Annotated in this window: 12 protein-coding genes; 8 read left to right on the forward strand and 4 right to left on the reverse strand. The window is 40.6% G+C overall.

What is annotated here, in order from left to right; genetic code table 11:
* Position 1: 1 nt before the first annotated feature.
* The 3 genes from HXT50_RS01590 to HXT50_RS01600 form a co-directional block, all read right to left on the reverse strand.
* Positions 2-943, reverse strand: coding sequence for a DUF58 domain-containing protein (locus HXT50_RS01590; protein WP_064340180.1), 942 nt, complete (start codon positions 941-943; stop codon positions 2-4).
* Positions 940-2,064: an AAA family ATPase gene (locus HXT50_RS01595; protein WP_004119505.1), complete on the reverse strand. Its 1,125-nt coding sequence runs from the start codon at positions 2,062-2,064 to the stop codon at positions 940-942. The genes HXT50_RS01590 and HXT50_RS01595 overlap by 4 nt, the downstream gene beginning before the upstream one ends.
* A 90-nt stretch (positions 2,065-2,154) precedes the next feature.
* Complete coding sequence (locus HXT50_RS01600; RefSeq protein ID WP_004106746.1) at positions 2,155-2,871, reverse strand: uracil-DNA glycosylase; 717 nt, start codon at positions 2,869-2,871, stop codon at positions 2,155-2,157.
* 129 nt (positions 2,872-3,000) lie between these two features.
* Between HXT50_RS01600 and HXT50_RS01605 the strand changes: the two genes are divergently transcribed.
* Both HXT50_RS01605 and groL read left to right on the forward strand, forming a co-directional pair.
* A complete protein-coding gene (locus HXT50_RS01605; RefSeq protein ID WP_004106743.1) occupies positions 3,001-3,675 on the forward strand; it encodes a LytR C-terminal domain-containing protein in 675 nt (224 codons plus the stop codon).
* A 199-nt stretch (positions 3,676-3,874) separates the two neighbouring features.
* Positions 3,875-5,500 (forward strand): chaperonin GroEL, encoded by a 1,626-nt coding sequence (groL, locus tag HXT50_RS01610; RefSeq protein ID WP_004119509.1) that lies wholly within the window; start codon positions 3,875-3,877, stop codon positions 5,498-5,500.
* 102 nt (positions 5,501-5,602) lie between these two features.
* Here the strand turns inward: groL and HXT50_RS01615 are convergent, their stop codons facing one another.
* A complete protein-coding gene (locus tag HXT50_RS01615; protein ID WP_004106739.1) occupies positions 5,603-5,896 on the reverse strand; it encodes a WXG100 family type VII secretion target in 294 nt (97 codons plus the stop codon).
* Between the two features lie 53 nt (positions 5,897-5,949).
* On the opposite strand from HXT50_RS01615, the gene HXT50_RS01620 reads away from it, so the two are divergent.
* The 6 genes from HXT50_RS01620 (at position 5,950) to HXT50_RS01645 (ending at position 14,429) form a co-directional block, all read left to right on the forward strand.
* Entirely contained in the window at positions 5,950-6,855 is a 906-nt protein-coding gene (locus tag HXT50_RS01620) for a hypothetical protein (RefSeq protein ID WP_421776941.1), read from the forward strand.
* A 79-nt stretch (positions 6,856-6,934) separates the two neighbouring features.
* Positions 6,935-7,675, forward strand: coding sequence for a response regulator transcription factor (locus HXT50_RS01625; RefSeq protein WP_004106736.1), 741 nt, complete (start codon positions 6,935-6,937; stop codon positions 7,673-7,675).
* Positions 7,676-7,677: 2 nt separating this feature from the next.
* The gene (locus HXT50_RS01630; RefSeq protein WP_116442714.1) at positions 7,678-9,627 is read left to right on the forward strand and encodes a sensor histidine kinase; all 1,950 of its coding nucleotides are present in this window, start codon (positions 7,678-7,680) and stop codon (positions 9,625-9,627) included.
* Between the two features lie 191 nt (positions 9,628-9,818).
* A complete protein-coding gene (locus HXT50_RS01635) occupies positions 9,819-10,208 on the forward strand; it encodes a cold-shock protein (protein ID WP_004106732.1) in 390 nt (129 codons plus the stop codon).
* A 17-nt stretch (positions 10,209-10,225) separates the two neighbouring features.
* A complete protein-coding gene (locus HXT50_RS01640; protein ID WP_421776942.1) occupies positions 10,226-11,644 on the forward strand; it encodes a DUF3027 domain-containing protein in 1,419 nt (472 codons plus the stop codon).
* Positions 11,645-11,795: 151 nt separating this feature from the next.
* A complete protein-coding gene (locus HXT50_RS01645) occupies positions 11,796-14,429 on the forward strand; it encodes an ATP-dependent Clp protease ATP-binding subunit (protein ID WP_421776943.1) in 2,634 nt (877 codons plus the stop codon).
* Positions 14,430-14,484 lie beyond the last annotated feature (55 nt).

The following is a 14,484-nucleotide window of genomic DNA, read 5'->3' on the forward strand; positions in this document are numbered from 1 at the left end:
TCTATTCAACCTCCTTGCTAAATGAGTCAGCAAGATAATTTGTACGGCTCACTTTTTGCGCAGAAATATGGAAAACTTCTTCACTTGAAGAACCATGAATTATTGAAGATTGAACACCAAGCAGCATATCGTATAAAGCGTTTATTCTAATATTTCTACGAGCTTCAACTTCATTTTTATTTGATTCTTTTTTCAAAAACGCTGGTACTTTACGTAAAGTAATTCCATCAAATATTTGCAAATCAATTGCAGAATCAAAAGGATTAATAGGAGAAATAACAATAACAACAAGCTTATGGTTTTGCGTAATTTTGCGCAAAGATTCAGCGTTATGAGCTTGTAATGCATACTCATCAGTTATTAAAACTACCAGACCATTATTGTCAATATTTTTTAGTAGCGAAGTAAGCAATGCATCAATATCTCTGGTATTTTTACGAGTATTAAGCAACGTATAATCTAGATTTCGCTCAAAATCAGAAAAGTTGCTGGCAGCATGAACATTGATAACATTTTTTCCATCTGCACACAACAACGAAACAGCATCATGACGTTTTAAACTCAAAGACGCAAAAAAGCATGCAGAATTAGACGCAACTTCATACAGAGATTCTCCAGAAACACAAGCTCCATTCATATTTATGCTTGTATCTAAAGCAATCCAAGTATGAGAAGACGAAGTACGCTCTCTAGAAGACACCATAGGCTGTCCAGTTCGAGCGCTCGCAGACCAGTTCATCATGCGAGCTTCATCTCCTGGCTGCCATGCGTGTATGTCAATAACATCACCTGTGCCAAAACGCCTGTGCGAAGGATGGTCTCCCTCTAATAAGCCTAAAGCTTTACGCGCAATAGGCAAATCAATTCGCTGATCCAAAAGCTCAATTTTGCGACGCACGGCTTTAGCAGGTTCAGATAATACTAACCGCTTCGTACGCATCATGGCACAGGAACCGTCTTAACTAATGCATCAATTACTTGATCTGTAGTAATAGAATCAGCTAAAGCTTCAAAAGTTAAAAGTATGCGATGCCTTAACACTTCATGCGCAAACAATTTAATATCTTCAGGTATCACATAATCGCGTCCAGAAAGTAAAGCGTGAGCTTGAGCAATACGAATAAGTGCAATTGATGCACGAGGGCTAGCTCCCATACGAACCAATGAATTAATCGTAGGAAGTGGATGCGTACCTTCACCGCGAGAAGTGGCAACAAGATCAACTACATACTTCATAACTGCTTCAGAAACGTGTATGTGACGCGCTGCAGTACGCATAAAAACAACATCTTGCAAACTTATGCGTTGAGTATTTAGCTTTGAAGGATCAACGACATCCGATCCTCGTTGAGTAAGTAATTGCAGCATACGAACTTCCTCGTCAGGATTAGGGTAAGTCATAACTGCTTTTACCATAAAACGATCCATCTGGGCTTCTGGAAGATTAAATGTTCCTTCTTCCTCAATTGGATTTTGCGTAGCAATAACCATAAATGGTTGAGGCAGAGGAATTCTTTCGCCTCCAATAGTTGTTGCTCCTTCTGCCATAGCTTCAAGCATTGCAGATTGAGTTTTTGCGTTTGAACGATTAATCTCATCCAACAAAATAACATTTGCATGGATAGGACCAATTTGCGTAGTAAAACGTTGGGAAGCAAAATCAAAAACTTGAGTACCAACTAAATCTGCTGGCATTAAATCCGGAGTACACTGCACACGACGGAAACTACCTGACATAGCTGTTGCAAGAGTTTGAGCAGCAGTAGTTTTTGCGAGACCTGGTACTGATTCAATAAGAATGTGTCCGCCTGCAATAAGAGTAAGGATAAGAGACTCTCGTAAAGCGTCTTGACCGACTAAGGTTTGTGCAAAACGTGCGCGCAAAATATTTGCAATTTGCTGGCAACGACGTATGTCATCACTCGAAATAGTTGCAGTAACTTGCGCACTTGTATTAGAAACAGCAGACGGCTGAGGTACAGCTGATCCAATGCCAAGCTTAGAAGCAATTGAAGTTTTATCGGTTAACGGTTTCTTCTGTGGTTGCGGTGGAAATAATGCCATAAGAGACATTTTAACCGATATGCAGTACTGACATGTTCAAAAATGGCATTTTTATTGTCTTTATAAGATAATTTGCAATATTTAAGACAATTAGATTTCTTGAGAATCTAGGGACCAATTAATTGGCGAAACTCCCATATTAATTAAGGCCTGATTAGCTCTTGAAAATGGATGCGATCCAAAGAATCCTCGCATTGCAGAAAGAGGGCTTGGGTGCGCTGATGTAATAAGAGTTGCATTCGTCAGCAAAGGAGCCAAACTTTGCGCATTACGACCCCATAAAATAGCTACAAGCGGCAATGGATTACCATTGCAATCAGTTCTATTGTTTAATGCTCGAATAGCTGCATCGGTTACAGGCTCCCAACCTTTTCCTTGGTGGCTATTTGCCTTACCAGCCTCAACAGTTAAACATCTGTTAAGAAGCATCACACCCTGCCTGGTCCACGGTGTTAGATCTCCACTCTTTGGAGTTTCTACGCCTAAATCGTTTACTAATTCTTTATAAATGTTTATGAGACTTTTTGGCAGTGGGCGCACTTTTGCAGCTGTGCAAAAACTTAAGCCTACTGGATGGCCCGGCGTTGGATATGGATCCTGGCCAACAATTAAAACTTTAATGCTTTTTAGTGGAATAGAAAAAGCACGCAAAATATTGTGGCTAGCAGGAAGAATATGATGTCCGCTTTCTATCTGCTCTCGCAAAAATACTCCCATTGCGCGTATTTGTGGCTCAACTGGCTTTAATGCTTCAGCCCAATCAGGATCCATTAGCTCGTTTAAAGGTTTAATATTTTGAGGATTCATATTGCTACTGTATGTCAAGGCATACCATAAAAGGAAATTAATCAAATTTTCTAAATTTGTGCTTTGTGCTAAGCATTGGATAATATAGATTCATTGTTGTTTAAATGATCTTTTATAAGGAGTGCAATTATGGCGCGAAATAATCAGAACGTGTCGTATACGCCTGATGCTTTTGATGAGCCACCAGAGGGACCAGTTGGAGTTCATCGTGGAAATCCTGCGTGGTATGCCGTAATACTTCCTTATTTTGTTGCATTAATCATTGCGGCGGTTGTTGGCGTTTTGGTTTGGGCTATTGCTTCTGGTGAAATCTCACATCTTCCGTTGCCTTGGAACCATCAGCAACAATCATCTCAATCAGCATCTCCTACTAAGCCTTCTGAAAACAAAAAGTCTGCTAAAAGCGACGAAGATAAATCTTCTGAAGACGAAGATGATGACGACGATAATAATAAATCTGAAGAAAATAAATCAGATAAGAAAGATGCTGATGACTCTAAAGATAATTCAGCAAATGATTCTAAAGCACAAACTTCACTGGACAAATCAGTTGCTGTGAAAGTTCTTAACGCAACCAAGATAAGCGGTCATGCTGCTGCTGGCGCAGATAAGTTAAAGCAAGCAGGATACGCAAATGTGACAGCTGGAAATCCAACTGGTAAAGTCCCAAGCGAATCTGTTGTTTGGTATAAAGACGATTCCCAAAAAGCTGCAGCTGAAGATATTGCAAAGACTTTAGGTATTAGCGCTGTCGAAAACGAAAAAGAAATCGTTTCTCCGATTGTAGTTGTGCTTTGCAAGTAATATTTTTCGCATAAAAATAACCGGTTAGAATTATTTCTAACCGGTTTTTGTGTATAAACGCCAAAAAAGTTGGCACTCGGGTACATAGAGTGCTAATCTTCAAATTAGCACTCAAGCCTTGAGAGTGATAATAAGCAGCTGACGGCTTATTACTCAAGATTGCAGTGAAAAGTCCATAAATAACGTATGTGGAGGAATAATGGCAAAGATTATTGCCTATGAAGAGGACGCCCGTCAGGGTATGCTCGCAGGTCTTGATAAGCTTGCAGACACTGTTAAGGTTACACTTGGTCCAAAGGGTCGAAACGTTGTGCTTGACAAAGCCTACGGCGCTCCAACCATTACTAACGATGGTGTTTCTATTGCTAAGGAAATTGATCTTGAAGATCCATACGAGCGTATTGGCGCCGAACTTGTTAAAGAAGTAGCTAAGAAGACTGATGACGTTGCAGGCGACGGAACCACAACTGCTACTGTTTTGGCACAGTCTTTGGTGCATGAAGGTTTGAAGAACGTTGTTGCAGGAAGCAACCCAATTGCTCTTCGTCGCGGCATTGAAAAGGCTGCTGAAGCAATCGTTAAGGAATTGCTTGCTTCTGCAAAGGATGTTGAGACCAAGGAACAGATTGCTGCTACTGCTACGATTTCTGCAGCTGATCCTGAAGTTGGCGAAAAGATCGCTGAAGCTTTGGATAAAGTCGGTCAGGATGGTGTTGTCACAGTTGAAGACAACAACAAGTTTGGTCTTGACTTGGACTTCACTGAAGGTATGCGCTTTGATAAGGGTTATATTTCCCCTTACTTCGTCACTAACGCTGACGATCAAACTGCTGTTCTTGAAGATCCATACATTTTGCTCACTTCTGGCAAGGTTTCAAGCCAGCAGGATATCGTCCACATTGCTGAGCTTGTTATGAAGTCTGGTAAGCCATTGCTTATTATTGCTGAAGATGTTGATGGTGAAGCATTGCCAACGCTTGTTTTGAACAAGATTCGTGGAACTTTCAATACTGTTGCTGTTAAAGCTCCAGGATTCGGCGATCGTCGTAAGGCTATGCTCCAGGATATGGCTATTTTGACCGGTGCACAGGTTGTGTCCGACGATCTTGGTTTGAAGCTTGATTCAATCGATGCTTCTGTTTTCGGTCATGCAGCTAAGGTGATTGTTTCTAAGGATGAAACAACTATCGTTTCCGGTGCTGGCTCAAAGGAAGATGTTGATGCTCGCGTAGCTCAGATTCGCGCCGAAATTGAGAACACTGATTCTGATTACGATCGCGAAAAGTTGCAAGAGCGTCTTGCTAAGCTCGCTGGTGGCGTTGCTGTTATTAAGGTTGGCGCTGCTACTGAAGTCGAAGCTAAGGAACGCAAGCATCGCATTGAAGATGCAGTTCGTAATGCTAAGGCTGCCATTGAGGAAGGTTTGCTTCCAGGCGGTGGCGTAGCTTTGGTTCAGGCTGCTGCGAAGATTGAAAAGACACCAGCTATCACAGAGCTTAAGGGTGAAGAAGCTACAGGTGCTGCGATTGTGTTCCGTGCTGTAGAAGCTCCAATTAAGCAGATCGCTCAAAACTCTGGTGTTTCTGGAGACGTCGTTCTCAACAAGGTACGCGAACTTCCAGAAGGCGAAGGCTTCAATGCTGCAACTAACACTTACGAAGATTTGATGGCTGCCGGCGTTACTGACCCAGTTAAGGTAACTCGTTCTGCTCTACAGAATGCAGCTTCTATTGCTGGTTTGTTCTTAACTACTGAAGCTGTTGTTGCCAACAAGCCTGAGAAGGCAGCTGCTGCACCACAAGCTGGTGCCGACATGGGCTACTAAATAAAAAATAAAAGTGGCTCAAAAGTCTAAAACTCAATAGTTTAAGTAAATGGCGGCATGCTCAATGTAAGCGTGTCGCCATTTACTTTTTCATCACATTAATCAGCTCATCCCAAATAACGAAGTAGCTTGCGTTTCAGCATCAAGATACACTCCTGATGCATGTTGCATAGCTTGCTGAATTGCTTCTAGCGATTGTTCCATTTGTTGTTGCGCTGCTCGCCATTGCTGAGCGGTCGACGCAAATCGTGTAGCCGCCGATCCAGTCCACACGCTTTGTAATTGCTGTAAATTGGCATACATCCCGTTGACTGCATCTCTAATTGCACTAACCGAGGTTCCAACGGCTGCCGCAGCCTGCTGAATTTGCTCTGAATCAACTCGAAATTGTGCCATATTTCCCCTCCATTTGTTTTGCGTCTAAATAAACGCTTCTTTATAAATTATTTTTGCGAAACATTTCACATAAATTAAGCAAAGATTTTTATAATGGTACTTTTACTTGTGTGATGTCACGCTATTATGAATATATGCCATCAAAAAAGTACGAAAAAGATTTATGCGCCAATGTGGTTAAAAGCTTAGCTTGCACGCGCGTTGCAAATTTTAACTACCAGCATCTTCACTCAAAACTATTTTTAGCTAAACGCGTATTGCTTTTATTAATGGCATTTTTATTTAGTTTTTCTTTTATTCTTCCAACTCTTCCAATAAATTCGCTCATATTTTCACCTTTAAATGGAGTAAATACAATTAATGCATATGCTGAAAGTAATGAGCAAAATTCTGGAATAGTTGCAACAGACTCAATAACAGACACAGAAAATTTGCTTGGGGATTCTGTCAGTAAAGTTGCTGACATGATTGAGACAACAAAAAAGCGTACAGGAGTAAATGTTAGGCTCTTATATTTGTCTACTTTTGGAAATACAAAAAATCCATCAAAATGGGCTAGTGATTTGTTGATTAGTACGCTTCCAGCTAAAAATACTGTGCTGCTTGCAGTAGCAACTCATGATGGAAGATTAGTTGTAGCTGTTTCGCCTAATTCCGATGAATGGCTCAAAAATAAAAATACTGTAGACTCGTTATCCGATGCAGCTTATAAGCCATTAGTAAGCACAACTGGAACGCATTGGGATCAATCTGCAATAATGATGATGAAACAAATAATGCGTGCAAAACGTACGTCAACAACTTCTTCTGCAAGTCTTATTTCTACAATTATTATGCTATTAATATTGTTGGCATTATTCTCAATAGTCGCGATTATTCTGTTTAGAAAGAATCGCATACAACGTCAAGTACTTGCTGGTGTTAGAAAAGCTCGTAGAAGGCACGCTCGTCACAGGTAGACAAAAAATATTCGATAACTTGTTTTATTTTCAGCAATTATTCAGGAAACATTCAGCTTGATAAGTGATGCTAATCAATATGAGTAAGAACGTTGAAGCATCTATTGTCGTGGTCGATGACGAGCCATCAATCCGTGAACTTTTGGTAGCATCTTTGCATTTTGCTGGGTTTGAAGTAGAAACTGCTGCATCCGGCTCAGAAGCTGTTGAAGTAATTGAACGAGTAAATCCAAATCTTATCGTTATGGATGTTATGCTCCCAGATATTGATGGTTTTACTGTTACGAGACGTATTCGTCAAAATGGGATTAAAGTTCCTGTATTGTTCCTAACTGCAAGAGACGATACACAAGATAAAATTATGGGTCTAACCGTTGGTGGAGATGACTACGTTACAAAGCCATTCAGCTTGGAAGAAGTAGTGGCAAGAATACGAGCAATTCTTCGCAGAACACAAGAACCTGATGAAGAAACTCATATTATAAAAGTTGCGGATCTTGAGATTAATGAAGATTCTCATGATGTAACTCGATGCGGTATGCCAATCGAACTTAGCCCAACTGAATACAAACTACTTCATTATCTTATGGACAATGAAGGTCGAGTTCTGTCAAAAAGCCAGATTTTGAATCATGTATGGCAGTACGATTGGGGCGGAGACGCAGCGATAGTTGAATCTTATATTTCTTATTTAAGAAAGAAGATTGATGGCATTGAAATTACTGACGATTCAGGAAAGCCGCAAAAAGTAGTTCCTCTTATTGAAACTAAACGTGGCATCGGTTATATGATTCGAGAACCTAAGGCAGGTCAAGCCTGATCATGCAATCTAGTAATAATAACTACGATAATGCTGAATCAACTATTAGCAACAGTACGAATAATAACTCTAAAGATGATTCAGATGTTAGCACTGCTGGAAAAAGTGTTGCGATAGTGCTAAGCGAAAATGACAAAAAAGATAAAAAACCTCGTAAAACCTGTTGGCTACGTCGTCGCATAAATACGATACCACTGAGTACGCGCTTAGTTGCATGTACTCTCGCTATTTTAACTGTAGCTGCTTTTTGCATATCACTATCGATTCAGCAGCTCGTAGGAAATTATTTGCTAGAAAAAACTGATGCACAATTAGCCGGTCAAGCGCAATTTGTTTATGACAATGTTGATTCATTGCGCATGAAAAACTCAAATCAATCTTCAGTAGGTCCGAATAATTACTTTATGCAAGTTAGGGATACGCATAATAAGATTATTTCTACTCCATTAATACCAAAAATTAAAGGATCGATTGTTTCGGTTCCTAAACTTCCTGCAGACGGTTTTGATAGTAAAAAAATTGTTACTCACAAACCTTACACAGCACCTGCAATCGTCAGGGGAAATACCAATAAAGTCGATGCAATCACTAAAAAAGCTGCAAAATCACCATGGAGAGTTTTAGTATTAACGTGGGGTCAAAAGAATAACTATAACTCAGAGTTAAGCGTTAGCGGTTACGTCTATATTGCTTTATCTCTTAGCGATCAAATTGACACCGTTAGCACACTTACTCGTTACTGCATAATGGTAAGTATTGCAGTTATTTTGTTTGGAGCAGTATTTGCAGCAATTATTATTCAATCAGCCTTAAGACCGTTAAAACGAATTGAAAAAACAGCTTCGAAAATTGCTTCTGGAGATTTAAGCAAACGAGTTCCATCTGCTCCTGAAAATACTGAGGTTGGATCTTTAGCAGCTTCTCTTAACTCTATGCTCGCTCGTATTGAAAGAGGATTTAATGAGCAAGAAGATATGACAGAAAAAATGAAGCGATTCGTTTCAGATGCAAGTCATGAATTACGTACTCCATTGGCTGCAATTCATGGATACGCTGAATTGTATACAATGTGGCGCAACATGCCAGGAGAGCAGGAGAGAGCAGATGACTCTATTGCTCACATTAAAGCTTCTAGCGAAAGAATGACTGAGCTAGTAGAAGATTTACTTTCTTTGGCGCGTTTTGATGAAGGTCGTGGAATTAATATTTCACAGCAAGTTAGCTTGTCTCCAATACTTTCTGACGCAGCTAATGATTTACATGCTCTTGATCCTGCTAGATCCGTTCAGCAAGGCTATTTGACTATTTCGGATGAGTGGAAGCTTATGAATTGCACAAATTGCAATTTTGAGCGTAAGCTCCAATTCCATGCTGGAAAACTTCCAAGTGTTATGTTACTTGGCGATGGAGCTAGATTACGACAAGTAATGACAAATATTGTAGGAAATATTCATAGATACACTCCCGTTGACTCTCCTGTAGAAATTGCTGTAGGAGTTATGAAAGCGTCTATAACTCCAGCTGAATTATCTAAATTACCTTCCGTGAGAGAATCACTCAAGGAGTTTTTGGAAGCAGCGGAAGTCAGCCAATCTACTGATACAGGTCATAAGTATGCAGTAGTTCGAGTTGTTGACCATGGTCCTGGAGTTCCAGAAGAATCTTTGTCTAGAATTTTCGAACGTTTCTATATTGCTGACCCATCAAGAGCTAGAGAAAAAGGTGGAACTGGCTTAGGTATGGCGATTGCGCAATCTGTAGTAAAAGCACATCATGGTTTTATTTGCGCAACTATATCTTCTCCATTAGAAGCATCGACCAATTCTAAAACTAATCTTGATGACACTATGGATGGATCTGAGCCGATAGATGTTAAACCTCATGGCTTAACTCTTACTGTAGTGCTGCCAGTTAATGAAATTGAAGATCCTTCTAAACTTGTTAGTGAATAAAATATTTGCATTAGTAACACCTGCGTAGGTTAAAAAAATTTTATTGCCCGCGTGTATGCGCTACAATGTAATAAGGAAACAAGTAATAATAATATTTGGTACACTATCTATAGACCTATCGCATATGCTGATGTTTTATGCCTTGTGCACTTCAGCGTGCGAAATGAGAATTATTTGGAGCGAGGTGTGTTATGCCCAATGGGCGCGTGCGTTGGTACGATACGCAGAAGGGGTACGGCTTTATTGTTGGAGATGATGGTAAGGATGTTTTCCTGCCAGCAGCAGCATTGCCAGTTACTGTAAAAACTTTACACAAGGGTACACGAGTTGAGTTTTCTGTAATTGAAGGTCGCAAAGGACCACAGGCGATGGGTTTGAATGTTATTGCAACAGCACCGTCGCTTGTCAAGGCTACTCGTCCTAAAGCCGAAGATATGGCGGCTATTGTAGAAGATCTTATTAAACTTCTTGATTCTGCTGGTAATGGTTTGCGTCGACGTCATTATCCATCAACTGCTGAAAGCAAAAAACTTGCTACATTGTTGCGTGCAGTGGCAGATAATTTTGACGTTCAGGAATAGTGTCTGGAATATTATTTATGACTGATGAAGTGATGGATCCACAAGAACTAGCTAGAAGTATAGCTGTGGAAACTTCAGAACGTACTGGTGCAGTAGGTGATTTTGTATCTTCTACAGAGCTTGGTGACGGAGTTACAGACTTTCGTTTCGTAAGCAATTTAGTTGGATATGAAGGCTGGCAGTGGTCAGTTACGTTGTATCATGATGAGGAAACGCAACGTTGGACTGTGAATGAATCAACGCTTGTTCCTACTGAAGATTCTTTGCTTCCACCACCATGGATTCCATGGAAAGACCGATTGAAACCAAGTGATCTTTCTGTAATGGATTCTATTGGCACATCTGAAGACGATTCTCGACTAGAAGATGGCTTCCGTCAAGTAAATAATATTGATGATAGTAATTCTGAAAAGAATATAGAATCAGCAAATTCAGATGATAATTCTGAGTCTAAAACTGAAGATGACGCTAAAGCTAATACTGAGGCTGAAGATAATACTGAAGCTAATACTAGCGAAGAAGATGCAGACACAAACGCAAACGCAGAAAAAGATCTTCATCAAAATCAAGAATCTTGCGATGCAAATAATGATTTTGATGAAGATCTCGAAGAAACTGTTTCAACGCTAAGACTGTCTCGCAGACGAGTAATGACTGCGGAAGCAATTTCGCAAACAGCTAAACGCTGGTACGCAGGTCAACATGGTCCAAAGTCGTTATCTACAAAAATTGCCGATGGCAAAGCATGTTCATCATGTGGATTCCTCATTCCTCTAGCTGGAAGTTTAGGCTCTATGTTTGGCGTATGCGCAAACATGTGGAGCCCAGACGATGGGCGAGTTGTCTCGCTTGATCATGCTTGTGGTGAGCATTCTGACATTGAACCACCTGAGCCATCGCAGCTTTGGATTCAATCTGAGCCTGCATACGACGATTATCATATTGACATTTTGCAACAAGCTCCACGAGATGAGCGAGCAGACGTTGAGCTTATTGAGGAAGCAATTGAAGACAGTAAGATGCATCGTCGTAAGCGCAGAAAATTAGATTCAAAATTGCGTAACAAAAAAGAAGCCTCAACAGATAAAGATGAACAAAATAATTTATCTGAATCTGATTTAATTGACAATTCAACTATTGACGAAAAATTATATGAAAATAATGATGACAAAAATCGCGAAATTAAAGTTGAAAATCAAACTGAAAAAATTGAAGAGACTGTAGCTAATGAATCTGAAAAATCTGAAAAATCCCAAAACGATGCAGATTATCCTGATTCTTCAGAAGTAAACTTGCTAGACGAAAATTCTGTTACAGAAGAAATACCGTTAACAGAAAAAGTTGAAGATCCACAAGAATCTGAAGACACTTCAAAAACTACAGCATCCGCATCAATGCGATTATATAAAAGAAAATCTCGCAGACAACATAAGTAATTATGCAAGAAACGAAAATATGAACATTTAGATTCATCATTCATGATTATTGTGATGCTATGGAATGCTGTACGAATGAGTAAATATATACGACGCTTCGCGTCATGGCGACTCGTTACCATGGAATGAAAGAAAAGAACGGAAGGCAGTTATGTTTGAACGGTTCACTGATCGCGCACGACGCGTGATTGTGCTAGCTCAGGAAGAGGCTCGCTCACTTCAGCACAATTATATTGGTACTGAGCATATTTTGCTAGGGCTTATTCGCGAAGGTGAGGGCATTGCCGCGAAAGCGTTAAGCTCAAAAGGCGTAGACCTAGAAGGCACTCGCAAACAGGTTGAAGAGATGATCGGCAAAGGCACTGTTTCGCCTGCTGGTCATATTCCTTTTACGCCTCACGCTAAGCAAGTGCTTGAACTGAGTTTGCGTGAAGCTCTTCAGCTTGGTCACAGTTATATTGGTACTGAGCATATTTTGCTAGGGCTTATACGCGAAGGCGAAGGAGTTGGCACGCAAGTACTTATAAAGATGGAAGTTGATCTTGGAGACTTGCGAAGCACTACTGTTGATTTAATTCGTGGAGATAATGCTCCTAACGGTAGCGAGAAGGGCGAGTTAGCTAATGCTGGAAGTGTACAAGATAAGCGGAATCAATCCGGCTCTGCTCTTCTTGATCAATTTGGACGCAATTTAACATTTGAAGCTCAAGAAGGAAAGCTTGATCCTGTTATAGGTCGTTCTGAAGAAATTGAACGCGTTATGGTTGTACTTAGCCGACGCACGAAAAATAATCCTGTGCTTATTGGCGAGCCTGGAGTTGGCAAGACTGCAGTTGTAGAAGGTCTCGCACAGAAAATCGTTGAAGGCGATGTACCTGAAACGTTAAAAAATAAGCAAGTTTATTCACTAGACTTAGGTTCAATGATTGCAGGATCTCGCTATCGTGGCGATTTCGAAGAGCGCTTGAAGAAAGTGCTTAAAGAAATTAAAACACGCGGCGATATTGTGCTTTTTATTGATGAAATTCACACTATTGTTGGAGCAGGTTCTGCTGATGGAGCTCTTGGTGCATCCGATATGCTTAAACCAATGCTTGCGCGTGGAGAGCTACAAACAATTGGTGCTACTACTACTGACGAGTATCGCAAGTATATTGAAAAAGATGCTGCTTTGGAGCGTCGTTTCCAGCCGATTCAAGTTCCAGAACCTACAATTGCTGAAACTATTGAGATTCTTAAGGGATTGCGTTCTCGCTACGAAAATCACCATCATGTAACTATTACCGATGGAGCTTTACAGTCTTCTGCTGAGCTTTCTGATCGTTACATTCAAGATCGTCACCTTCCAGATAAGGCTATTGATCTTATTGATGAAGCTGGTGCGCGCTTGCGTATTAAGCGCTTGACTCAGCCACCTGAGCTCAAAGAATTAAACCATAAGATTGCTAAGATTTCCGAAAAGAAAGATGAAGCAATCAAGCAGCAAGATTTTGAAGAAGCTGCAAATCTTCGCGACGATCAAGAAAAGCTTGAGAATGAAGCTGCAGAGAAGGAAAAGGCTTGGCGCGAAGGCGAGTCTAACGTCAAGATGGTTGTTGACGAAGACATGATCGCTTCCGTTGTTTCAAGCACTACAGGCATTCCTGTAGTAAAGCTTACTCAAGCGGAATCGCAGAAGCTTCTTCAAATGGAATCTGAACTTCACAAGCGTATTGTTGGTCAAGATGAAGCTGTGTCTGCTTTAGCTCGATCGATTCGTCGTGCTCGAGTTGGTTTGAAGGATCCTAAACGTCCTTCTGGCTCGTTTATTTTTGCTGGTCCTACTGGAGTTGGTAAAACTGAGCTTGCCAAGGCACTCGCAAACTTCTTGTTTGATGACGATAATGCCTTAATTAGAGTTGACATGTCAGAGTTTGCAGAAAAGTACGCCGCGTCTAGGCTTTTCGGTGCTCCTCCTGGATATGTTGGATATGAAGAAGGTGGCGAGCTTACTGAAAAAGTTCGCAGAAAGCCATTCTCCGTGGTGCTTTTCGACGAGATTGAAAAAGCTCATCCAGATATTTTCAACACGCTTTTGCAAGTACTCGATGACGGTCACTTAACAGACGGTCAGGGTAGAAAAGTGGACTTTAAGAATACGATCATTATTCTTACCACAAATCTTGGTACTCGCGATATTGCGAAGGCTGCAAACACTGGCTTTACACTTGGAAATAATGCTGATTCCACGTATCAGCGCATGAAAGATCAGGTTAATTCTGAGCTTAAGCGTCATTTCCGTCCAGAGTTCTTAAACCGTTTGGACGACACTATTGTGTTCCGTCAGCTTACAGAGCCAGAAGTTCGTAAAATTGTTGACATGGACGTGAAGTTGCTTAACGACAGGCTGTTTGACCGTCACATGTCTCTAGAAATTACGGATGCCGCTAAGAATTTGCTTGCACAGAAAGGCTTCGATCCTTTGCTCGGTGCGCGCCCGTTGCGTCGCGTAATTCAGAGAGATATTGAGGATACTATTTCTGAAAAGATTTTGCTTGGTGAACTTTCTGACGGCGAACACATTAAGGTGGATGCTGAAGGCGAAGGATTGCTGGGGGAGTTCACAATTAAAGGCGAAAAGTTTGAGACAATAGACACAACTGCTGCTGTTGCTACTGAAGAGAACAAATCTGAAGAAAATAAATCTGAAGAAAATAAATCTGAAGAAAATAAATCTGAAGAAAATAAATCTGAAGAAAATAAATCTGAAGATAGTGCAGATAAAGAAGCTAGCAGCAAAGAGTAAGTAAATCTGCGCAATAACTAAACATGAATACACTAAAAGCCCGGCGCGTAAATCT

The organism is Gardnerella sp. KA00243 (assembly GCF_049244105.1).
Taxonomy (GTDB): Bacteria; Actinomycetota; Actinomycetes; order Actinomycetales; family Bifidobacteriaceae; genus Bifidobacterium; species Bifidobacterium leopoldii.

Coding starts and splice junctions, on each gene's coding strand:
- HXT50_RS01590 (WP_064340180.1), bottom strand. CDS start 943: ATGATGCGTACGAAGCGGTTAGTATTATCTGAACCTGCTAAAGCCGTG.
- HXT50_RS01595 (WP_004119505.1), bottom strand. CDS start 2,064: ATGGCATTATTTCCACCGCAACCACAGAAGAAACCGTTAACCGATAAA.
- HXT50_RS01600 (WP_004106746.1), bottom strand. CDS start 2,871: ATGAATCCTCAAAATATTAAACCTTTAAACGAGCTAATGGATCCTGAT.
- HXT50_RS01605 (WP_004106743.1), top strand. CDS start 3,001: ATGGCGCGAAATAATCAGAACGTGTCGTATACGCCTGATGCTTTTGAT.
- groL (WP_004119509.1), top strand. CDS start 3,875: ATGGCAAAGATTATTGCCTATGAAGAGGACGCCCGTCAGGGTATGCTC.
- HXT50_RS01615 (WP_004106739.1), bottom strand. CDS start 5,896: ATGGCACAATTTCGAGTTGATTCAGAGCAAATTCAGCAGGCTGCGGCA.
- HXT50_RS01625 (WP_004106736.1), top strand. CDS start 6,935: ATGAGTAAGAACGTTGAAGCATCTATTGTCGTGGTCGATGACGAGCCA.
- HXT50_RS01630 (WP_116442714.1), top strand. CDS start 7,678: ATGCAATCTAGTAATAATAACTACGATAATGCTGAATCAACTATTAGC.
- HXT50_RS01635 (WP_004106732.1), top strand. CDS start 9,819: ATGCCCAATGGGCGCGTGCGTTGGTACGATACGCAGAAGGGGTACGGC.
- HXT50_RS01640 (WP_421776942.1), top strand. CDS start 10,226: ATGACTGATGAAGTGATGGATCCACAAGAACTAGCTAGAAGTATAGCT.
- HXT50_RS01645 (WP_421776943.1), top strand. CDS start 11,796: ATGTTTGAACGGTTCACTGATCGCGCACGACGCGTGATTGTGCTAGCT.